Origin of the sequence: Nocardia veterana NBRC 100344 (assembly GCF_000308855.1) — a bacterium.
Taxonomy (GTDB): Bacteria; Actinomycetota; Actinomycetes; order Mycobacteriales; family Mycobacteriaceae; genus Nocardia; species Nocardia veterana.
The window spans coordinates 27,615-50,749 of record NZ_BAGM01000118.1; the positions used below are offsets into that span (position 1 = coordinate 27,615).

A 23,135-nucleotide genomic window follows, 5' to 3' on the forward strand; every position below is an offset into this window, starting at 1 on the left:
CGCGGTACTCACGACATGATCTCCTCTGCTACGTCTTCGGTTTCGGACTCCTCGACCGGCGCCGCGGGGGTACCGGTCAGCGACAGGAACACATCGTCGAGGCTGGGCCGGGTGACCACCGCGTCCACCACGCACACCCCCGCGTCGTCCAGGCGGCGCAACGCCTCGACCATGGTGCGGGTGCCGTCGCCGACAACGATCGACACGTGGTCGGCGCCGGGTTCGTGGATCGGCTCGCCGAGGCCGACCTCGCTCAGCACCGATTTCGCCGGGCCCGGATCCTGACCCTCGGCGAGGGTGACGGTGAGCCGATCACCACCGATCGAGGTCTTCAGTTCGTCGGTCGATCCGCGGGCGATCACCCGGCCCTTGTCGATGACCGTGATCCGGTCGGCCAGTTGGTCGGCCTCCTCCAGATACTGCGTGGTGAGCAGGACCGTCGTGCCGTCGTCGACCAGATCGCCGATGACCTTCCACATGTCCAACCGGCCGCGTGGATCGAGTCCGGTGGTGGGCTCGTCCAGCACCACCACCGTCGGCCGGGCCACCAGCGCCCCGGCGAGATCCAGGCGCCGCGCCATACCACCGGAATAGGTGCCCGCCCGCCGGCCCGCCGCATGCTCGAGGCCCAGCGCCGAGAGCAGCTCGGTCGCGCGCTCGGCGGATTTCTTGTGGTCCATTCCGTACAGCCGGGCGACCATGCGCAGGTTCTCGAACCCGGACAGGTTCTCGTCCACCGCGGCGTACTGTCCCGACAGCCCGATCCGGGTGCGCACCCGCGCCGGATGGTGGACCACGTCCACCCCCGCGACCCGGACCGTGCCGGCGGTCGGTTTCAGCAAGGTGGTGACGATCCGCACCGTGGTGGTCTTGCCGGCACCGTTGGGACCGAGCAGCCCCATGACCGTGCCGGACGGGATCTCCAGATCGATGCCGTCGAGGACGCGGACCCGGCCGTAGGTCTTGACCAGACCTCCGATTTCCACTGCCAGACTCACAGTGACTCCTTCGTGTCGCGGCCGTGCGCGGCCTCGAGGTATTCCCGCAGCACCGGCCCGATGACGGCCAGCGCTTCCGGTGTCGTCATGCCGGAGTGCCGGCAGCGCAGGGCACGATCGTCGATCGCGCCCGTCACATACGGTTGCCAGGCCTGGGCGCGGCGAGCCGGATCGGCGAGGTTGACCTCGTCGTCGGCGGCGGTGAAGAACAGCAGGTCACCGTCGAAGACCCGGGGCCGGAAGCTGTTGGCCTGCACCGTGCCGGCGGCGTAGCCGGTGTAGAGACGCTCCAGGTGATCCATGGTCAGCGCCGCGAACGGTCCGGGCCGGTTGCGCAGCAACTCGGCCGCCTCGCTCAGGGTCAGTTCCCGGTCCACGCCGTGTTCCCCGCCGAGCACATCGCTGCCGAATTCGCCGAGGATATCCGCCACATCGGGCATCGCCTGATCGAGCCAGCGGTCGCCGAGCCGATAGCTGTCCATCATCGCCAGCAATGCCACCTGCTGCCCGGCCTCCTGCAGCTGGACCGCGATCTCGTGGGCGATCAGACCACCCAGCGACCAGCCCAGCAGATGGTAGGGCCCCTCCGGCTGCACCGACCGGATATGGGCCACGTAGTCCTGCGCGGCCGCCCGGATCGAATCGTGGCTCTCGCCACCGGTGATGTGCGGGGCCTGCAGGCCGTAGACCGGACGGTCGCCGGGCAGATGTGCCAGCAGTCCGGCATAGCACCAGGACAACCCGATCGCCGGATGGACGCAGAACAGCGGCGGCACTCCGGAATCGCCCGCCGCGCGGATCGGCAGCAGCGGCTGCATGGCCACCGCGAGCGCGTCCTCACCGGAGGCCTCGAGCCGGCGCGCGATCCCGGCCGGGGTGGATTCGCCGAACATCAGCTGCACCGGCATCTCGATCCCGGCGGCGCGCAACTGGGCGACCACCTTGGTCGCCAGCAGCGAATTGCCGCCCAGATCGAAGAATCCGTCGTCGGCGCCGACCCGTTCCGCCCCGAGCACATCCGCGAAGGCGGCGCAGATGGCCGTCTCGACCGGACCCGACGGTGCGCGGTAGCCGCGCTCGGCGCCGAAGACCGGTTCCGGCAACGCTTTTCGATCCAACTTGCCGACCGGGCTCAGCGGCACCCGATCGAGCAGCATGATCGATTGCGGCACCATGTAACTCGGCACCAGCGCCGCCACGTGATCACGCAGTTGCCCCGGGGTCGGGCCGGTACCCGTGCGCGGCTTGACATACGACACGAGTGCGGTGGCGCCCGCGGCGGTGCGGTGGCCGATCGTGGTGGCGAATTCGACGTCCGGATGCCGATGCAGGGCGGCGTCGATCTCGCCGAGTTCGATGCGGAAGCCGCGGATCTTCACCTGATGGTCGGTCCGGCCCACGTACTCGAGCTCCGGCCGGCCGTCCCGATGCACCCATCGCACCAGGTCGCCGGTGCGGTACATCCGCTCCCCCGGTTTGCCGAAGGGATTGGCGACGAACCGCTGAGAGCTCAACCCCGGCCGTTCGTGATAGCCACGCGCCAGCGCCGGACCGGACAGGTACAGCTCGCCCACGACCCCGGCCGGCGTCGGATGCAGCCGCGGGTCCAGCACCACGGCGCAGACGCCACGGATCGGTCCGCCGATGGTGATGGGCGCACCGGGCGCGGTCGGTTCCGAGATGACCGTGACGATGGTGGTCTCGGTCGGGCCGTACACGTTGTGCAGATGGCGGCCGGGCGCCCAGCGTGCCACCAGTTCCGGCGGCAGGGCCTCACCGCCGACCAGCACGTGCTGGAAGGTGTCGATACCCGTCGGGTCGACCGTGCCGAGCGCGGAGGTGGTGATGAACGCGTGCGTGATGCGTTCCTCGGTCAGCACCCGAGCCAGATCGGCGCCGCCGTACACCCCGGGCGGGGTGATGACGAGCGTCGCCGCGCCACCCAGGGCCAGCAGCAGATCAAGCATCGCCGCGTCGAAACTCGGCGTGGCGAAGTGCAGGACCCGGCTGTGGGGCCCGACCGCGAAACGCTCGGCGGTTTCGGCGGCGAAATTGGACAGCCCGCCGTGGGTGACCACCACCCCCTTGGGTGTGCCGGTGGATCCCGACGTGTAGATCACGTAGGCCGGGTTCTCGATCCGCAACCGGCCCGGTCGCTCGGCGGCCGTGATCGGCGCATCGGAGGTGCTCAGCACCCGCTCCCGCATCAGCGGCGCATCCAGAAGCGACCACTCGACGTCACCGGGCATCCGGTCACGATGGGCGGCCAGCGTAATGCCCAGGGCGGCACCGGAATCGGTGAGCATGTGGGCGATGCGGTGTGCCGGATAGTTCGGGTCGACCGGCACGAACGCCGCCCCGGTCTTGGCCACCGCCAGGGTGGCGGCGACCGATTCCACCGAACGCGGAATGCCCAGTGCCACCAGGGTTTCCGGGCCGACACCGAGGGAGATCAGCACCCTGGCCAAGCGGTTCGTCCAGCGGTCGAGAGATTCGTAGGTGATCTCGGTGCCCGCGCTGCGCAGCGCCACCGCGCTCGGATCGACGGCCACGGCCGCGGCGAAAACCTCCGGTAGCGTCCGGGGCCGATCCGCGTTCGCCCCGCGCACCGGCGCCAGGCTCGTCCATTCGATCGGGTCGAGCAGTTCCAGATCGCCCACCGGCCGGTCCGGATCCGAGGCCGCCGCCCGCAGCAGCCGCGCGAAGCGGGAACCGAGGTGTGCGGCGGTGTCCTCGTCGAACAGGTCGCGGGCGTAGTTCACCGAGACCGTGATGCCCGCCGGCTCGCGCCGCGCGGTCCAGGATTCGGTGAGCGTGAACTGCAGATCGAATTTGGCGATGCCGGGATCGGCGTCGCGGGCGTCGATGCGCAGGCCCGGCAGCTCCACAGTCCGCACGGGTTCGTTCCGCACCGAGAGCATGACCTGGAACATCGGGTGGTGCGATTGCGAGCGTGCCGGATTGAGCACCTCGACGAGCCGCTCGAACGGCACATCGGCGTGGGCGAAGGCCTCGAGGTCGGTGTCGCGCACCGCGTTCAACAGCTCGGCGAACGACCGTCCGCCCGTCACCGGGGTCCGCAGTACCAGGGTGCCGACGAACATGCCGACCATGGCATCGAGGGCCTGGTCGCCCCGGCCGGCGATCGGGGTGCCGACGGTGATGTCGGATTCGCCGCTGATCCGGTGCAGCAGGGTGGCCAGCGCGGCGTGCAGCACCATGAACATGGTGACGCCGTGCCGGGCCGCGACGGTCTGCAGATCGCGGTGAACGGCCGCGTCGAGCACACATTCGACCGTGCCGCCGCGATAACTCGGCAGCGGCGGGCGCGGCCGGTCGGTCGGCAGGCCCAGCAGCTCCGGAATACCGTCGAGCGCACCGCGCCAGTAGTCGAGCTGACGGCTGATCGGCGATTCCGGATCGTCCTCCGAGCCGAGCGTCTCCTGCAGCCACAGGGTGTAATCGGCGTACTGGACGGGCAGTTCCGTCCAGTCCGGCGCCGACCCCGCGGCATAGGAGCGGTAGGCGTCCGCGATATCGGCGGCCAGCGGCTCGAGGGACCAGCCGTCCATCGCGATGTGATGGACGACCAGCACCAGCACATGGTCCTCGGCCCCGATCCGCAGCAGTTGCCCGCGCAGTGGCGCGGTGGTCGCGAGATCGAAGCCGGGGGTCGCGAATTCCCGGACGGCGGCGTCGATCTCGTGGTCGGCCACCTCCCGCACCGGCAACTCCACCGCGGCCTCACCGGCGTCCAGCACCCTCTGGTACGGTTCGCCGTCTACTTCCGGGAACACCGTCCGCAGCGTTTCGTGGCGCCGCTGCACCGCGTGCAGTGCCGAGCGCAGGGCCGTCACATCCAGTGCGCCACGCATCCGCAGGGCCACCGGCACGTTGTACACGCCCGCTACCTGTGCGCCGGCCGAGGCGTTGAACCGCTCGAGGAACCACAGCCGGCGTTGCGCTGCCGACAGCGGCACCCGGCGGGGCCGTTCGCGCCGCACCAGCGCGGGGTGCTCGCCGCTGTGGTCACCGCCGTCCAGCAGGGCCGCCAGTTCGGCGACCGTGGGGGCGCCGAAGACCGAACGGACCGCGACCCGGACCCCGGTGGCGGCGCTCAGCCGGGCAACCAATTGCGTTGCCAGCAGCGAGTTTCCGCCGATTTCGAAGAAGTTGTCGTCCGCGCCGACCGATTCGGCGCCGACCAGTTCCGCCATCACCCGCGCGACCAGGCGTTCGCTGTCGGTTTCCGGTTCCCGCGCCGCGGTGGTCGGCGGCTGCGGTTCGGGCAGCGCGTCGCGATCGAGTTTGCCGACCGGGGTCAGCGGGATCCGGTCGAGCACGGTGATGCTGCTCGGCACCATGTGCGCGGGCAGATGTGCCGCCACATGTCCGCGCAGGGCGTCGAGGTCGACGACCGCACCGGCTTCGGCTGCTTGCACATAGGACACGATCCGGGCGGTACCCGCGATCTCGCGAACCTCGGTGTGCGCGAAGCGAAGCGCGGGATGCGCGGCCAGCACCTCGGTGATCTCACCGAGTTCGATCCGGAATCCGCGCACCTTGACCTGATGGTCGCTGCGGCCGAGGTAGACGATCTCGCCGTCGGCCCGCCAGCGCACCACGTCACCGGTGCGATACATCCGCGAACCGGGCGGCCCGTACGGGTCGGCGACGAAACGGGAGGCGGTCAACCCGAACCGGTCGAAGTACCCGCGTGCGACGGACTGGCCACCCAGGTACAGCTCGCCCGGGACGCCGACCGGCACCGGCCGCAGCCGTTCGTCGAGGACCAGGGCGCGCGCTCCACGGACCAGCGAGCCGATGGTCACCGGCGCACCGACCGCGAGCGGGCCGGCGATCGACACGACGATCGTGGTCTCGGTCGGGCCGTATCCGTTGAACATCGCCCGTCCCGGTGCCCACCGCTCCACCAGATCGGCGCCGAGCGCCTCGCCGCCGACCATGATCGAACGCAGGTGTGGCAGCGGCCAGCGCCGATGATCGATGGTCGCCAGGGCGGCCGGCGTCATGAAGGTGTGGCTGATGCGTTCCCGCTCGAGCAGGGCCGCCAATTCGTCGCCGCCGTAGATGTCGGGCGGGCACACCACCATGGTCGCGCCCGCGCCGATCGCGAGCAGCAGATCCAGCACCGCCGCATCGAAACTCGGGCTGGCGAAATGCAGGGTGCGTGATTCGCGATCCACCCGCATCCGATCGCGGATCTCGTCGGCGAAATTCGACAGACCGGCGTGAGTGACGGCGACGCCCTTGGGCTTACCGGTCGAGCCGGAGGTGTAGATCAGGTACGCCAGATCGGAGGTCCACACCGTGCGCACGCGTTCGGCATCGGTGATGGTGCGCTCGTCCTGGGCCGTCAGTTCGGCGCGAAACGCCTCGTCGTCGAGCAGCAGCCACCGGGTGCTCGCGCCACGGTCCGACCCGTTCCCGCCGGTGGCGGCCTGCCGCAGCCGGCCCACCTGGGCGGTGACGGTGAGCCCGAGGGCGCACCCGGAATCGGTGAGCATGTGCCGGATCCGGTCGGCCGGATAGTTCGGATCGACCGGCACGAAGGCGGCGCCCGACTTGGCGACCGCGAGGGCGGCGGCCACCGATTCCACCGATCGGGTCAATCCCAGGGCGACCCGGTCGCCACTGCCGACGCCGCGGGCGATGAGTGCGCGCGCGATCCGGTTGGAGTAGCGGTCGAGTTCGGCGTAGGTCAATTCGGTTTCGCCGCTGCGGATCGCGGGGCGGTGCGGATGCAGGTGGGCGGTCGCGGTGAAGTAGTTGGCCAGACTGCACTGCGGGGTGGCGGCCGGACCGCGGCCGGGCGTGAACTGCGCCCGCTCGAATGCGGTGCGAGCGTCGATGTCGCGCACCGGAATTCGCGGATCCTCGCTCACCGTCGCCAACACCATCAGCAGCCGCTCGGCCAGGGTTCGCACCGTGTCCTCGTCGAAAAGCTCTGCGGCGTAGACGAGTTCGAAAACCCGGGCATCGGCGGGTACGCGCAGTTCCAGATCGAACTTCGCGACCGCGATGTCGAGTTCCTCCGCCTGCAGCCGCAGCCCCGGAAGTTCCAGCGCCGGCGGGGTGGTGTCCTGCACGGTGAGCGCGACCTGCAGCAACGGCCGCAGCCCGCCCGGCCCGCGGCCGAGTTCCTCGACGATCCGTTCGAAGGGCAGTTCCGCATGCGACATGGCCGACAGTTCACCGTCGCGGTCGGCCCGCAACTGCTCGGCGAAACTCTGGTCGAGATCGACGTCGGAGCGCAGCATCAAGGTGTTGACGAACATGCCGACCAGATCGTCGAGCCGGGTGTCGGAGCGGCCGGCGATCGGGGTGCCGATGACGATGTCACGTCCCCCGGTGATGATGCGCAGCATCACCGCCAGCGCGGACCGCAGCACCATGAACGGGCTCGCATTCTGCGTGCGCGCCAACTCGTCGAGGCGCTCGCGCAGCTGCTGGGGAACCTCGATGCGGACGGTTCCGGCCCGGTTGGTCGGGTCCGCCGGGCGCGGCCGGTCGTAGGGCAGCGGCAGTTCTTCGGGCAGACCCGCCAGGGTCTCGCGCCAGAACCGCAGCTGAAGTGCCGCGGCGCTGGCGGGATCGGATTCGTCGCCGAGGCAATCGCGCTGCCACAGGCTGAAATCCGCGTACTGCACCGGCAGCGGTGTCCACGCCGGGGCGACCCCCTCGCGGCGCGCGGTGTAGGCAACCATCAGATCGTTCGTCAGCGGGCCCAGCGACCAGCCGTCGGCCGCGATGTGATGCACCACGATCCCGAGCCGATAGCTGCGAGCTCCGGTGCGCAGCAACACCATTCGCAACGGAATCTCATGGGTGAGGTCGAACCCGCGCTGCGCCAGCGTCCGCAGCGCGAGCCGGGCGCCGCGTTCGTCGGTCACCACGGGTTCCAGCACCGGCAGGCACCGGTGCGCATCCAGCACCAGCTGGTACGGACCGGCCTGGTCCTCCGGGAAGATCGTGCGCAGCACCTCGTGCCGCTCGACCAGGTCGGTGAGCGCCGCGCGCAGGGCCGGCACATTCGGCTCGCCCTCGATGCGCAACGCGAACGCGATGTTGTACGCGCTGGATTCGGGCGCATAGCGATTGAGGAACCACATCCGCTGCTGCGGCAGCGACAGCGGGACCCGGCCGGGTCGCGGCGAATACCTCGCCAGCGGCGCCCGCCGGGTGCGGGGCGCGTGCGCGAGGTGGGCGGCCACACCGGCGACCGTGGGAGTTTCGAAGATCGCACGGACCGGCAGTTCCACCCCGAATTCGGCATGCAGCGCGGCGGTGAGGCGGGTGGCCAGCAGCGAATTACCGCCGGCGTCGAAGAAACTGTCCTCGGCGCCCCGCACGGCATGACCCAGCACCGCGGCGAACACCTCCGCGACCCGCTGTTCCAGACCGGATTCCGGCGCGCGCGTGGGGCCGCCGGTGGTGAAGACCGGCGCGGGCAGGGCCTTGCGGTCGACCTTGCCGGCAGGGGTCACCGGCACCCGGTCCAGGATCGTGATCGCGGCCGGAACCATATACGCCGGCAGCCGGCGGCGCGCGGTCTCGAGCACATCGGCGGGGTCGAGTTCGGTGTCGGCAGCCAGATACGAGGCCAGTCGCGCGGCACCGTGCTCTCCGGTGTGCACCACGGTCATCGCGAATCGCACACCCGGGTGTTCGCGCAGCACGTGGTCGATTTCGCGCAGTTCGATCCGGAATCCGCGGATCTTCACCTGATCGTCGGCGCGCCCGAGGAACCGCAGCACGCCGGAGGCGTCGGTCATCACCAGATCGCCGGTGCGGTACATGCGTTCGCCGCGCCGGCCGTGCGGATTGGCCGGGAACCGGGCCGCGGTGAGGCCGTGACGGCCGAGGTAGCCCCGGGCCAGCCCCGGGCCGGACAGGTACAACTCGCCGGCCACGCCGGGCGGAACCGGATGCAGCCGGGAATCCAGGATGAACAGCCGCATCCCGCGGACGGGCCTGCCGATCGGCACCGGTGCGCCCGCCACCATGGGATCGGTGACGGTGGCGGCGACCGTGGCCTCGGACGGGCCGTACATGTTGTGCATGCGCCGACCGCCCGCGGTCCAGGTGCGGACCAGATCCTCCGGGCAGGCGTCGCCACCGACGATGACGGCCTCCAGTTCGTTCAGCCCCTCCGGGGTGACGGTCGCCAGCGCGGCCGGTGTGACGAATGCGTGGGTGATCCCCTCGGTGCGCAGTAACCGAGCCAGTTCGGCGCCGCCGAAAAGCCCCGGCGGGGCCACCACGATCGTCGCGCCCGCGGCGAAGCCGAGCAGCAGTTCGAGCACCGAGGCGTCGAACGAGGGCGAGGAGAAGTGCAGCGTTCGCGCCGCATCGGACACCCGGAACCGCTGCATCTGCTCGTGGGCCAGCGACGCGATCCCGCCGTGGGTGACCACGACCGCCTTCGGTTTGCCGGTCGATCCGGAGGTGTAGATGAGATAGGCCGGATGCGAGATCCGCAGCGGCAGATGCCGGTCGGTATCGGTGACCGGCGCCGGCGATACTCGGGCGAGGGCGTCGGCGAGCGCCTCGGAACCCATCAGCAGCCAATCGGCGCCCTGTTTGCGGTGCCGCCCGCGCCGCATCGGCCGGTCCGGCATCGCGGCGCGACTGCGGGCGTCGGTGAGGCCGAGCATCGCGCCCGAATCGTCGAGCATGTGGGCGATGCGTTCGGCGGGATAGTCGGGGTCGATCGGGACGTAGGCCGCCCCGGATTTCGCGACCGCCCAGATGGCGGTGATCGAGGCCAGGCCGCGCGGCAGCGCGATCGCCACCACCACCTCCGGTCCGGCGCCGTGTTCGATCAGCACGCGGGCCAGCCGGTTCGACGCCTCGTCGAGTTGCCGGTAGGTGGTGTCGCGGCCCTGATACCGGACCGCCACCGCATCCGGTACCCGTTCGGCGGTCTCACTGAGCAGCCGGGCGAGACTGACCGGTGGCACGCCGGGCGCACCGGTGATCGGCACCAGGTTCCCGATTTCGCGCGCGTCGAGGATCGGCAGATCGCCCACCGGGGTCGCCGGCGCGGCAACGGCCGCATCCAGCAGCCGAACGAAACGCCCGGCCATGCGCTGCACCGTGCCCCGATCGAAAACGTCGGCGGCGTAACCGAATTCGGCGGTCAACGGACCGTCCTCGGTGTCGGTGTCGGAGTCGTGGACGATCAGTTGCAGATCGAACTTCGCGACCCCGACATCCATCGGCAGCACCCGCGCGCTCAGTCCGGGCAGCTCCACCCGCAGTTCCGGGGAATTCTCGTAGGACAGCATCACCTGGAACAGCGGATGCCGGCCGGCGTCGCGGGAGGGATTGACCACCTCGACGAGCCGCTCGAACGGCACATCCGAATTGGCGAAGGCGTCCAGATCGGTTTCCCGGACCCGGTCGAGCATGCGGTCGAATCCGCCGGCCGGGTCGACCTCGGTCCGCAGCACCAGGGTGTTGACGAACATGCCGACCAGATCGTCGAGCGCCGGATCGGATCGCCCGGCGATGGGCGTGCCGATGGCGATATCGCTGGTGTTGCACAGCCGCGCGAGCAGGCTCGCGAGCGCGGCGTGCAGGATCATGAACGTGCTCACGCCGCGTTCGGCCGCCAGCGCGGCGACCGCGCGCCGGGTCTCGGCCGGAATCGTGAATTCGACACGGCCGCCGGTGGTGTCGCGTTCCCGCGGCCGGGGCCGGTCCAACGGCAGGTCGAGCTGATCGGGCAGATCGGCCAGCGCGGTCCGCCAGTAGGCCAGCTGGCGGGCCAGCGCGCTGGTGGGGTCGGTTTCGTCGCCGAGCAGTTCACGCTGCCACAACGCGAAATCGGCGTATTGCACCGGCAGCGGCGTCCACTGCGGCGCGTCACCCGCGGTCCGCGCGGCCACGGCACTCATCAGATCCCGGGCCAGCGGTGCCACCGACCAGCCGTCACCACAGATGTGGTGCAGTACCACCAGGAAAACGTGACGGTCGGGGCCGGTGGCGTACAGCGCCACCCGGATCGGCGCTTGGCTGCGCAGGTCGAAACCGTAGCCGGCGTACTCGGTCGCTAGGGCCAGCACATCCGCGCCCGAAGCGTCGATGGGATCCAACGACAGCGGAATCTCGTCGGCCGGATGGATCACCTGCACCGGGCCGGTCGGCGAATCCGGGAAGGTGGTGCGCAGGCTCTCGTGCCGCTCCAGGACATCGAGCAGGGCCGCGCGCAGCACACCGACCTCGAGCGGGCCGGTCAGCTCGACCGCCAGCGGCATGTTGTAGGCGCCCGCGTGTTCGGCGAACCGATTCAGGATCCACAGCCGCTGCTGGGCCAGGGACAGCGGAATCCGTTGTGGCCGTGGGCCGGCGACCAGTTTCGGCGACGCCTGGTCGTCGCCCCCGGTGCCGATCCGTCCGGCCAGCGCCGCGACGGTCGGCGATTCGAACAGATCCCGGATGGTCAGCCCGGCCCCGAACGCGGCGTTGATCCGGGCCACCGCCCTGGCGGCCGACAGCGAGTTGCCGCCCAGATCGAAGAAGCTGTCGTCCACGCCGAGCGTCTCACACCCGAGCACCTCGGTGACGATGGCCGCCAGATGCCGTTCGGTCGCCGTGCGCGGCGCGACGATCTCGCCGTCACCGCGGCGCACGGGCGCCTCGGGCGCGGGCAGCGCCTTGCGATCGATCTTGCCGTTCGGGCTCAACGGCAGTTCGTCCAGCACGACCACGACAGCCGGCACCATATAGCTCGGCAGAACGCCGCGCAGGTCCCCGATCAGCGCGGCGCTGTCGACGGTGTGTCCGGGTGCTGCCACCACATACGCCACCAGTTCGTCACCGGCGGGACCGCCGTGTGCGATGCACACCGCGCGGCTGATCCGTTCGTCGTCGAGCAGCGCCGCCTCGACCTCGCCGAGCTCGATCCGCTGCCCGCGAATCTTGACCTGAAAGTCACTGCGCCCCAAGTACTCCAGGACAGCGGACGGCTGCTCGGCCGAGTCGGCGCCCGTGATCGGGTCCACCCGCCACCGGACCAGATCGCCGGTACGGTACATCCGCGTGCCCGGGGTGAACGGGTTCGCGACGAAGCGATCGGCGGTCAGGCCCGGACGGCCGAGATATCCCCGCGCCAGCTGCACGCCCGCCAGATAGAGTTCGCCGATCACGCCCGGCGGCACCGGCCGCAGCATCTCGTCGAGGACGTAGACCTGGGTGTTCCAGATCGGCGCACCGATCGGAACGATCTCGTTCTCCGGGTCGCAGGCCCAGGCGGTGACGTCGACCGCCGCCTCGGTCGGGCCGTACAGATTGTGCAGCTGTGGCCCACCCGCCGACGCCGTCGCACCGATGCGCCGGGCCCCCGGTACGACGGCGTGGAAGTCGCGCACCGTCGCCGCCGGCAGCGCCTCACCACTGCAGAACACCCGCCGCAGGCCACCGCAGCCGCGCACGTCGGTGTCGGTCACGAACACCGACAGCATCGACGGAACGAAATGCGCTGTGGTGACGTGCTTTTCGGCGATGACGCGGGCCAGATACGCCGGGTCCCGGTGACCGTCCGGAGCGGCGATCACCAGGCGGGCACCGACCTGCAACGGCCAGAAGAATTCCCAGACCGAGACGTCGAAGGTGGCCGGCGTCTTCTGCAGGACGGCATCTGTGTCGTCGAGCCGATAGCGAGCCTGCATCCAGGCCAGCCGGTTCACGATCGCGGCATGGGAGACGCCCACACCCTTGGGCTTACCGGTGGAACCGGAGGTGAAGATCACGTAGGCGAGGTGATCGCCGCGCAGCGGGGCACGGCGATCGGCATCGGTCACGGGTTCGACAGCACCGTCCGGTGCGACCGCCTCGAGTGCCCGGACATCGATCACGGCGAGATCCGCCGGCAGCGTCACCTCGTCGCGGGTCGTGGTCAGCACACACAGCGGCGCCGCCTGCTCGAGGATGTGGCCGGTGCGTTCGGCCGGGTGATCCGGGTCGATCGGCAGATAGACCGCGCCCGCGCGCACGATCGCGTACATGCCCACGACGAGTTCGAGGCTGCGGCGCATGGCCAGACCCACGACGGTGTCCGGACCCGCTCCGCGCTCGATCAGTATCCGGGCGAGCCGATCGGCACGGGCCCGCAGCTGTTCGTAAGTCAGTGTGGCATCGTCGAATTCGACGGCGACGGCGTCCGGCGTGGCCCGGGCCTGGGCGTCGAACAGATCGGCGAGAGTACCCGGCCGGGTCGGCGCCTCGGTGGCGTTCCAGTGCCGCAGGACCTGCTCGCGTTCGGCGGCGGTGATCACCGGGACATCGGCGATCCGGTCCGCCGGATCAGCGGTCAGGAAGCGGGTCAGATAGTCGAGGAACCGCTGATGATGGCGGGCCAGCTCGGCGCTGCCGTACAGCTGCGGATTGGCCTCGAAGTCGACGTGGATCCGCCCGCCGGCGCCGTTGTAGAGGTTGATCGACAGGTCCTCCACCGGTCCGGTGGACAGCACGTTCAGCGATCCGACCAGACTGCCGAAATTCAGCTCGCTGTGGAACAGCATGAGGTTGACCATGGGCCCGAAGAAGCCACGGGCGTCGCGCGAGTAGCCGCAGTCGCGTCTGATGTCGTCGTGGCGGTAGCGCTGATGCCGCAGCGCGCCCGTGATCTGGAGTTCGGTGGCCTTGATCACGTCGGCGACCGTGGTGTCGGCGCCGAAGCGCACCCGGATCGGCACCACATTCGACACCACCCCCGCCGACCGGCGTAGCGCCACCGTGGTCCGCGCGGACATGGGCAGGCTCAGCACCACATCGGAGTTGCCGGTGGCCGCCCGCACGTAGCCGGCCAGTGCGGCCACCACCAGAGCCGAGTTCTGGGAATCGAATGCGGTTGCGGCCGTGGACAGTTGGGCCTCGGTCTCCGGATCGAGCACCGCGGCCGCGATCCGCCGGCCCGGGTCGGGTACCGAGGCGGCGATCCCGCTCGACGACAGCGTCAGCGGGGCGCCGACCCCTTCGAGTTGCTCGCGCCAGTACTCCCGGTCGGCCCGGTAGCGGCTGGACTCGCGGTACTGCGATTCACCGGCGTAGATCTCGGCCAGCGGCGTCGCGCGCGAGACCGGGGGTTCGGTGTGGTTCTCGAGCGCGGTGTAGATCTCGGCGGTGCGGGTGAGGGCGTTCATCGCGCCGTACCCGTCGATGACGATGTGGTGTCCGCGCGAGTACCAGATGTAGTCGTGGTCGCCGGTGCGCAGCACGACGTTGATGGTGAGCGGATCGTTCTCGATATCGATCGGGCTGCTGGCGTGCTCGTTCATCCACCGCAGCGCGGCCGCGTGCGGGTCCGGCTCCTGCCGCAGATCGATCCGGGCCCAGCCCGGCCGATGCGCGCCGTCGACCACCTGATGCGGCACGCCGTCGATCTCGACGACGCGCACCTGGCCCACCTGCGATTCGGCACCGAAGCGTTCGATCGAATACAGCAACCGCCCGACATCCAGATCGCCGTGGATCTCGACGTACTGCGCGATGGTCAACGGAACATCGGGCCGGATTCGCTGCGCGTACCAGAGGGCGGTTTGCGCCGGTGACAGAGCGAAGGGCTGTGCTGAAAATTCGCCGGAAGCACATTGGTCGACGCGATCGGTGGCCAATGAACTCATCAATCACTCCGTTCTGCCGCTGTTGACGCAACTCCCCGGTCCCCGTCCCGCGGCGGAAAAGCGCGCGCCAGCGGGTAGGACGTGATCCACGCCCTATGATTCGGAGCACCCATGCAGCCGGACTGGTAACGATGTCGTGATGTTTGGCCTCGAACACCGTCGGCACGGAATGCATTCAGACAGCTAATTCACCGCAAACTGCGGGTCGGAGCGGGGGAAGTCCGCCGAGAACGGCCGGACCCGCAGTGCACGGCAACCGGTTCCGCAACCGATCGGCGAATGCGCATGGGCGGCTCGGGACCGACAGATTTCAGCAGACGTCGATCCGCGGGAGCCCGCGATTTTCGATTGTCCGGGAGAGCTGTACCAGCCGTCAGGCGAATACCGGGTCGCCGGTGACGTCCTCATCGCCGCGACGCATCGAATGCGCCGTTCGCCGCCGAATAGCCGCGACCAGGGCAACGGCCGCAGCAAGAATACACAACACACATTCCGGCCGAGGCACCATCGCGGTCACGGGCGTGATTCGGCCACCCAGCGGGAGCTTCACGCGACTGCACTGCGGGCGCGAAATACGCGGTCCACCGAACCAACGGCAGTCGACCACCACCTCCATCAACCACTCGACCCGCGGCCCAACCGCGACCGGCGAGATGCAGCATGCGATCACCGCGAATATGTGGACCCGCACGTCGGCACCCAGCTCGCCCCGACCCCCACCCACCCGTCCCGAAGGCGCCGGCACCACCCGACACCGAACGGGCCGCAGGACATCGGAGCACGCGGACAGCACCACCTTCCTCCCCGGCACCGACCACGACGTCGACAATGACCGGCAGGCCGTGCCCGACCACCACAAACTCCCGTGCCTGGCCCGTGGGCTCGAGCGTGCCCGCCCCGACACCGACACTTGCACTGCGACGACGGACTCTGCAGCAGCTGCCGCGGCGACAACCAACCCGGCATCCCCGACCACACCCCCGCCGATCACATCGCCGCCCGATGCACATTCATCACCACCCAGCAACTGTCCGGCGCGGCACTGTCCCGCTACGGAAAGACTGGCGCCACACGCGAAACCCAGCCGCCCGTGCCACCATCGAAACCTTCGCGGACGCACTGATGACAGCCGAAAACCCAGTGGGCGAAGGCCATTCACCGCAGCATCCCAACGGCGACAGTGGGTTCGATCCGCCCGATCCGCCTCACATGGCTCACCCATACCGAACTCGTCCAAGCGATCAGCACCCTCGAACTCCGCATTCACCTCGCCGACGACCACTCCACCATCTACGGCCCCGCACCCAGCATCACCAACGCAGGAGACTCGACGGATACCGCCTGGCTGGAAGACGAACTCACCGAGCTCGAGGCTGAACTCACGCCGCGCCGATCTCACACCTGAACAATCCACCGCTGAGGAGACACAGCGGGCCAACCGCGAACACGGAATCCAAAGCTGGCCCGCCCTGCAGCAAACCGCCCTGGACGCCACCGCATCCGCCGAAACCGACGGCCCCGAGTTCTGGTTGTGGCGGGTAGCGACGTTCGTAACGCGGAGTGTGGGTGAGTATCACATCCCGCATGAACACGGGCGAAAAGGAGGGATCATCCCCGCGGACGTGGGGAGCGCATGCGGCCGCCCCCGCCGGCACCAACCAGCTCGGGATCACCCCCGCATACGCGGGGAGCACCACGCCAGCGCGTGAGCGCTGCACAGCAGCAGGGCTCATCCCCGCATGCGCGGGGAGCAACTGACCCTGGTCCGGATGATCGTGTCCGGGAAGGGCCCATCCCCGCGTGCGCGGGGAGCACATCTGCGGTCTCCCGTAGGTGCGGGCCAGCAGGGGCTAATCCCCGCGTGCGCGGGGAGCACGGTGACGGACGATGCCCGATCGGTTCCGGCGAGGGCTCATCCCCGCGTGCGCGGGGAGCACAACGCCGGATCCGGGAACATGTTGTGCTGGACGGGCTCATCCCCGCGTGCGCGGGGAGCACGCCAGCCGCAAGCTCTCACCCGGGTCCGGCCGGGGCTAATCCCCGCGTGCGCGGGGAGCACAGGCGCTCAGGGTTGTTCAGTTTGCGGACGCGGGGCTCATCCCCGCGTGCGCGGGGAGCACGTGCTGTCTGGGTCGAATCCGTACAACAAGGCGGGCTCATCCCCGCGTGCGCGGGGAGCACATGTGGACGAACCAGCCGGACTCGTCGGCTGGGGGCTCATCCCCGCGTGCGCGGGGAGCACTCTCGATGGCGGCCCGTACCGCGCAACCGGGTTCGGCTCATCCCCGCGTGCGCGGGGAGCACACTTGTTGACATGCAGGTTTGCATTGAACCTGGCGGTTTTTCATTCAGTTTCCCGTCGGGTCTGTCGGTTGCGGCCAGCCTTCCTGTATCGGCTGGCCTTGCTCCAACCCGCTCGAGGGCCCACGGTCTTCTGGTTTCCTGGGTGCGGTCGGCGGATGAGGTGGACACCGTCGGTTTCTACGGGTTCCCACTCGTGGCGGTGCACCTTGAACGCCAGTCTTTGTTCCGAGCGGGTGGAGTAGATCATGATGGCGCGCCCGTCTTTCGACAGTTCGACGACACGTTGCCAGGCCAGGTCGCGGACGCGGGTAGTGAGGATTCCAACGAATACACCGGGACTGATCTCGAGCAACCATCTGGTGAGGTGACCACGCAGGCCTGCCGGGCAGGCACTGAGGACGAGGACTACCACGGAACTTCCTCGTCGTCGTACGAGATACCGGCAGCGACATTACCTTTGCGGTCCCACAATTCGACGATGTCGGTGTCCCACTCGTCGCCGGCCTCGGGATTGTCGGGAAGCAACAGCGCATGGATATCTCTGCAGCATCGTTCGAGCAATTTCCCGCGTAGACAGTGTCTCGAACGGAGCGACGGGTGACGCTGGGGATGTCATCTGTCGCTTCCGCGACTACGTCGAATGCCACGGGTATGGCAAATTCGGCTTTATAGAGGTCGGCGATGTCGAAGACGAACGATCTCTCGTGGCCGGTGTGGACGAATCCCAGGCCCGGCGAGCATCCCAGGGCTACCACGACGGCGTGGACAATGCCGTACAGGCAGGTGGTTGCGGCCGAAAGCGCTTGGTTGACAGCGTCACTGGCGGTGTAGTCGTTTGGGTCGAAACTCCTTCTCTTCCAGTCGATTCCCGTGCGTTCGGCGTGTTCGCGGTAGAGCCGACGAACACGTGCTCCCTCGCGTCCACGCAATTGCTGCATGGACAGGGCGCTGACGTCCTCGCCCGGGAACCGCATCGCATACATTGCCCGGGCAACAGCGAGCCGGGCCGTTTGATTCGACACGGCTGCTGCTTGTGCTTCAAGTAGGCGCGAGGTACGGGCGAGAGACCGTCCGTGTGCGTAGTACCGGACACCGCGCTCTCCTACCCATACCGCAGTTGAGCCACTTTCGGCCAACAGCATCATTGCCTGATGTGTTACTCGGGTGCCTGGCCCCAGCAGCAGCGCACCCAGTGTCGCGGCAGGGATGTGGACGACGCCACGTTCGTCGGTTGCGGTAATTGCATTTGCATCGCGGTGCACGGTGGCGCGTTCGAGGTAGATGAACGACAGCCGGTCCTGTGCGCGTACGAGTTCACTAATGCGTGGGGGCCGTACCCCTGGAAGGTCATTCATCCGACTGCGGCAAGGGTCAGCAGTCCACAGCCGTAACCCTTTCCGCGACCGATGCCATTGATCAGTGCGGATTTGAGAAGCGTGGCATCGGTCACGATCAGTGTGCCTTCGAATGTGGCCATCGACAGTGTGACGTTGTTCGCGGTGCCGTTGCCGCGTCGAAAGCGTGCGGTGTGACGGTCGACGATGGCGACGTCGGGCTGGCGGTCGTCGTTGGGCCCGCATTCGCAGGTGATGAATCCATAGCGGGATGCTTGACGATGGAACCAGTCCAGTTGTTGAGCGGAATTGAGGCCTCTGGGAGCTCCGCGACCTTTGCCCACAGTCGCGCCCTGGGCGGCTGTGCTGGTGGGGAACGGTTTCGGAACGCCACGTACGGGGTTGGCGGTCAGCCGGAAATGCCAGGACTGACCTGGCTGCAAGATGTCGAGAAGCTCACCGTACTTGCGTGTTACCCACGCTGTTGTGGTCGGCCATCCGGCTTGCTCGACGACGTGGGTGAAGTCAGGTTCGATCGGGCTGACGACATACAGATGAATCGCGTGCCCGACTCGATCCATTCGCCACAGCACGCGCCCGTCGCCGGTGTGCTGTTCGAGCGCTTCCGGTGGAAAGGACTTCATGACCGCACCGTGTGTGGCATGTGGCGAGGTAATGAGCTTGGCTGTATCACGCCGTGCGGGGTTGAGCGGTATCCGCGACAGATACATCATGCGCCTCCGAACACACTCATCGGATCGTGGCCCTGAACTCGCGATGCGGGATTGCCGACGCGGACATGGTCGGCCACGACCGCACGCCAACCGTATTCACGTCGTTCCGGATCAAAGCTGATCGGGACATCCCGAACACGGTCATCCATCGGATCCACAGGATCCCCGGGCAACCGATCGCGATATATCGGCAGGTGTACCGTTGTCGGCTGTCGGCGACGGTACCGCTCGCTCGCTTCCCAGGGGACCTCTTGTAGCGCCTGAATCAGTGTCATCTCTCGAATATCGCCGAGGACAAGCGGTTCGGTCACCGGGCACGATCGGCGGCCCAGATACAGCGGAAATGAAGGGCGGCGCAAGGCCTCCCGGATTCCGTCGAGCAGGTTTCGATCACCCTGGATATAGGCGGTGAATACCGCGTCGGCGATGTAGTAGCGCTGCGACAGCGGATACTGGTTGCGTCCGTCGAGGCTGACTGCGACTTGAAAATCGCGGACGAGACTTCCCTGCTGGTCGATGCGTGTGCCGAACGCCAAGCCGGTGAGTTCGTCCTCGATGGGGTCGATGCGCCGGTGACCACGCGCAGCGCTGATCAGGCCTAGGATTCCGCTCTTCGATGGGTACTGCTGTGTTTCGCGTCGTGCGAACCGGCTGGCGACTCCCCAGGATTGCAACGGGGCAGCCAGCCGAAGAACCAGCACGCTCATGATCGGGACCCGAGGGCCGCTTCGACTCGCGCACTTATGCTCGCGAGGACAGATGCGAAAGAGGCCGGAGGAGCCAGCGCCGCAAGCTCCTCGATGCCCTCGCCCGCGGCGACAACGAAGTTCTCGGTCGTTCCATCACCGAATGCCTCTTCAATCGAGCGCTGGCGGGCGACGAGGGCCTTAGCCGCTGCGACGGCACGGGCGGCGCCTGCTGCGTTGACTGGTTCCTCGAAGGCCGTGACCAGGTTGACCGGCTGATCGGTTCGCAGGCTGATCACCACGGCATCGGGCAGGGTCCTGTTGGCGAACGTATTCTGCTTGCCAGTGGGCATGCTCGTGACGATGGCGTTCAGAAAGACTTCGACCGCACGAACGGTGGCGGCGTCGTCGCCGAGATTCCTACGCAGGTGTGCGACGTCGACCGTAGCGTACCGGTACAGCGTGGACGAGTTGAATTCGACAGTGCCGATCATTCCGGCACCACGGTTGTCATCAGGGGACAGATCGTCGACCGCAGTGTAGTAATCGAATTCGGTGTCCACGGCGTGAACACTGATCGCGTGAGCAACTTGCGCGGCGGCATCGACATTCAGGTCAGCGGCGTCGGCGATCATGCGACCGAACAATGCCACGTCGACACTGTTGCCGGTCTGCGCTGCGGCGCGGGCCTCAGCCTTGTCGACGGCCTTTCCGCCGCGGGCCGAGTCGACCGCGAGTTGGGCGAGTCGTTGGATTTGGGTGGCGCTGAGGAAGACCAAGTACTTGGACTGCGCACGTTCGTCGCCCTCGGTGGAAGCTTTGTCTGTTTTCGTTTTGCGGGTCGGCTTCTCGAGTTCTTTTATCCCCGCTGCTTTGAGGACGCTGATGGCCAGGTCATCGCAATCGGTGAGAGTCTCATCGAGAGCAATGATGGCCTCCGATACCAGTTCGACTACGCGCTTGGTGCGCACACCGAGAGAACCTGGATCGAGGTCACGACGAAACATCAGGCGGGCAGCGCGTTTCCATGCCTGACTCGAGACGCGTGCTCGTGGCACTCCGCCGTATACAGCAGTTTTCGGGCTTCCCGTGTCGTCGCGGTTGATGTTGCTCGGCGGCACGGTCTGCAGGATGTGCACATCGACGAACATTCGGGTCATTGGTTGTCTCCTGAGGTCTGGTTAACGAGGTTGTCGTCGCTCTCGTCGGCGGCGGCACTGGGCCGGTGGTAGTCGCGGCTCCATTGCAGACGTATCCGCGGTGCGAGATCGGGTTGCTGGAGGCGGCGTAGGTCACGCGCGAGCCGGCCGTAGTCGATGGGAATGCGATAGTCACGTAACTGGGTGATCAAAGCGCGCAAATACACCATGCGAGTGCGCCGTTCACGCGCGCTGCCGACCGCGTGGAACCGCCGACGCACGGCTTCCTCTGCATCCGACCGCCGCCCCAGCGTCCACACTGCGGCACCGAACGTACATCCCTGGACGTGCATGGGTTCTTTGCGCGATTGCTGATGCCATGCGTGCAGCGTGACGGCGTCGTAGGCTGCCTGCTCCCAAGGTGTGGCGATGCCATCCCGCTCGGCCACCGAGTACAAGCTGGGATCTGCCAAGAGTTCCGGCAAGCCTGTCATCACCAAGGCCCACAGCGCGGGATCACAGCCGAGCGGCGCCCCGAGCCCGCGGCGCAGGCGCGCGAGGGCTGAGACAGCGGCGGGGTTATCGGCCAGTCCTTCGCGTTGGCGACGGCTGACCTGTCGACCTACGAACGATTCCAATTCGCGATCCCGTGCAGCAAAACTGCTGTCACGCCGAGTATTCGAAGTAGTGGTCATGCTGCTGCAGTGTCCTTGTTCTGCTTTGCGTGCTCCTCGGACAGGCGAGGGAATAGGGCAGGCAGGATCTTGCGGATTCGGTGGTGGAACCAGATTTCGGCCAATCCGGCATCGACATGTCTGCCATCGATGAGGCGGCCGATCCACGCCTTCGGTCCTGCCGCAGCCACGATCTGTGAGGCCGCTGACTCGATGACCTCACGCACGGTGATCTGCCACTCGGTCTCGTACACGGGTACGTCGTCAGATGAAGAGAGTTTCGAAAGCCACTGGCGATACGGCGAATCCAAGGCGATAAAGCCTTGCTCACGGGCGCGGTGACGGGCACCGGTTGGATCACCCCCACCGACGCGGGCGAGAGTGCCGGCGAGGTTGTCGAGCGCACCGACGGCGTTGTCGGCGATTTCCACAGCTCGCAGTGCGCACACCCGGAGCGCTGGATCGGTAGTCAGCAGGGCGGCGCGGAATCCCAGGGCGTCATCAACGATGTCGCCGACGACCGACTGATTGTTTATGTAGTGCATTCCGATGGCGCGTAGTCGCAGTGGATATGCCGAGTCCAACTCCTCCTCATCGATCAGGTAGCGAACCCATTCCATCACGCCCGGCGCGAACGGTCGCCCCTGCTGAGAGCCGCGGCTGCCCAGTTCGCCGAGCATCGCTGTCAACCCGCGCCACAGCGTCCGGTCCGGATCGTGCTGTACTGGGTAGTGGCGGGGCTGGCCGGCCTTCTTCGACTGCACACTGCTGAACCGCCACGCCGTCATGGGCTCTATCCGTTGTCGGTTGAAAGGCTCGAGCGCGTCGCCATTGCACAACAGGACGCCTGTTACGTGATGGCCGTCGTGGACAAGCCGGATTCGGCGACTCTGCCAAGTGAACAGATCCGCAGGCCCGGCCGGCACCGAATGAAGCCTTGCCCGACCGCTGTCGCGGTCTCGTTCCCAGACCGGCCGGTCATCGAGATCCCAACGCTCGCCGTTGCCGTCATGCAGAACGAGGTTGAGTAGCAAGGTCTCCGCCAAGGTGGCGCCCTCGACGACAACTCCGCCGAGACACCCTGCCCACGCAACACCGATCGGGTAACCCTTGCCCTTTTTGACCCGCGGATCGTCGGCCGCGCCGGTCTTGATGCCCGACGAATCGAACGCATGGGTGTGCACGAGCCATCGCGCAGCTTCGGCGAAACTCATCCGGGCAATCGAGGATCCGGCTCGCGTGGTGAAGTATTTCTCTCCATTCGGAACGTCCGCGATAATCCTGTCCAGTCCGCTGACCGTTTCATTTTCCGCCCGCAGGCCGGCTACCTGCATGAACGGCTCAACCGTATCCAGCAGCGAAAAGCGATGCCGATAGCGAACCAAATACCCGTCTATTTGCTCGACTGGTAGCTTTTTCGCCTCGCCCCCCGGACGCCACAGCGCTCCCCACGCCTCGGCGGCCGGTCGAGAACGGTCGTCGCAAGTCCGCAGTAATACTGCAAGCAGAAGACGCAGCACGGCGAACGATTGCGTCGGAATTTCCCCGGCCAGGCTCCCCAGCTCATGGGCCCGAGCGAAGACATCGCGCAGTGATAATTCGCAGGGCCGACCACCT

General features: G+C 67.7%; 9 protein-coding genes, 1 pseudogene and 1 CRISPR repeat array. Of the genes and pseudogenes, 1 reads left to right on the forward strand and 9 read right to left on the reverse strand.

Features of this window, described 5'->3' with window-relative positions; genetic code table 11:
- Positions 1-8: 8 nt before the first annotated feature.
- Both ON37_RS22885 and ON37_RS22890 read right to left on the reverse strand, forming a co-directional pair.
- The gene (locus tag ON37_RS22885; RefSeq protein WP_040722167.1) at positions 9-998 is read right to left on the reverse strand and encodes a daunorubicin resistance protein DrrA family ABC transporter ATP-binding protein; all 990 of its coding nucleotides are present in this window, start codon (positions 996-998) and stop codon (positions 9-11) included.
- A complete protein-coding gene (locus tag ON37_RS22890; RefSeq protein ID WP_083893217.1) occupies positions 995-14,647 on the reverse strand; it encodes a non-ribosomal peptide synthetase in 13,653 nt (4,550 codons plus the stop codon). Before ON37_RS22890 ends, ON37_RS22885 begins: the two co-directional genes overlap by 4 nt.
- Before the next feature lie 1,180 nt (positions 14,648-15,827).
- Between ON37_RS22890 and ON37_RS22900 the strand changes: the two genes are divergently transcribed.
- Positions 15,828-16,052, forward strand: coding sequence for a hypothetical protein (locus ON37_RS22900; RefSeq protein WP_040722171.1), 225 nt, complete (start codon positions 15,828-15,830; stop codon positions 16,050-16,052).
- 205 nt (positions 16,053-16,257) lie between these two features.
- A CRISPR array of direct repeats spans positions 16,258-16,951; the repeat unit is 23 nt; unit sequence ATCCCCGCGTGCGCGGGGAGCAC.
- Positions 16,952-16,991: 40 nt separating this feature from the next.
- Here ON37_RS22900 and cas2e read toward each other — a convergent pair.
- The 7 genes and pseudogenes from cas2e to casA form a co-directional block, all read right to left on the reverse strand.
- A complete protein-coding gene (cas2e, locus tag ON37_RS31950) occupies positions 16,992-17,363 on the reverse strand; it encodes a type I-E CRISPR-associated endoribonuclease Cas2e (protein ID WP_083893218.1) in 372 nt (123 codons plus the stop codon).
- Positions 17,364-17,580: 217 nt separating this feature from the next.
- A pseudogene (gene cas1e, locus ON37_RS31955) lies at positions 17,581-18,306 on the reverse strand (type I-E CRISPR-associated endonuclease Cas1e); the annotation flags it as partial.
- Positions 18,303-19,019, reverse strand: coding sequence for a type I-E CRISPR-associated protein Cas6/Cse3/CasE (gene cas6e / locus ON37_RS22905; RefSeq protein WP_245553381.1), 717 nt, complete (start codon positions 19,017-19,019; stop codon positions 18,303-18,305). The pseudogene cas1e and the gene cas6e, both read right to left, overlap by 4 nt.
- The gene (cas5e, locus tag ON37_RS22910) at positions 19,016-19,726 is read right to left on the reverse strand and encodes a type I-E CRISPR-associated protein Cas5/CasD (RefSeq protein ID WP_040722175.1); all 711 of its coding nucleotides are present in this window, start codon (positions 19,724-19,726) and stop codon (positions 19,016-19,018) included. Before cas5e ends, cas6e begins: the two co-directional genes overlap by 4 nt.
- The gene (gene cas7e / locus ON37_RS22915; RefSeq protein ID WP_040722176.1) at positions 19,723-20,865 is read right to left on the reverse strand and encodes a type I-E CRISPR-associated protein Cas7/Cse4/CasC; all 1,143 of its coding nucleotides are present in this window, start codon (positions 20,863-20,865) and stop codon (positions 19,723-19,725) included. The genes cas5e and cas7e overlap by 4 nt, the downstream gene beginning before the upstream one ends.
- Positions 20,862-21,539 (reverse strand): type I-E CRISPR-associated protein Cse2/CasB, encoded by a 678-nt coding sequence (gene casB / locus ON37_RS22920; RefSeq protein ID WP_083893219.1) that lies wholly within the window; start codon positions 21,537-21,539, stop codon positions 20,862-20,864. Before casB ends, cas7e begins: the two co-directional genes overlap by 4 nt.
- Positions 21,536-23,135, reverse strand: a 1,600-nt coding sequence (gene casA / locus ON37_RS22925; protein ID WP_157171554.1) for a type I-E CRISPR-associated protein Cse1/CasA, incomplete at its 5' end; no start/stop codon positions are given. The genes casB and casA, both read right to left, overlap by 4 nt.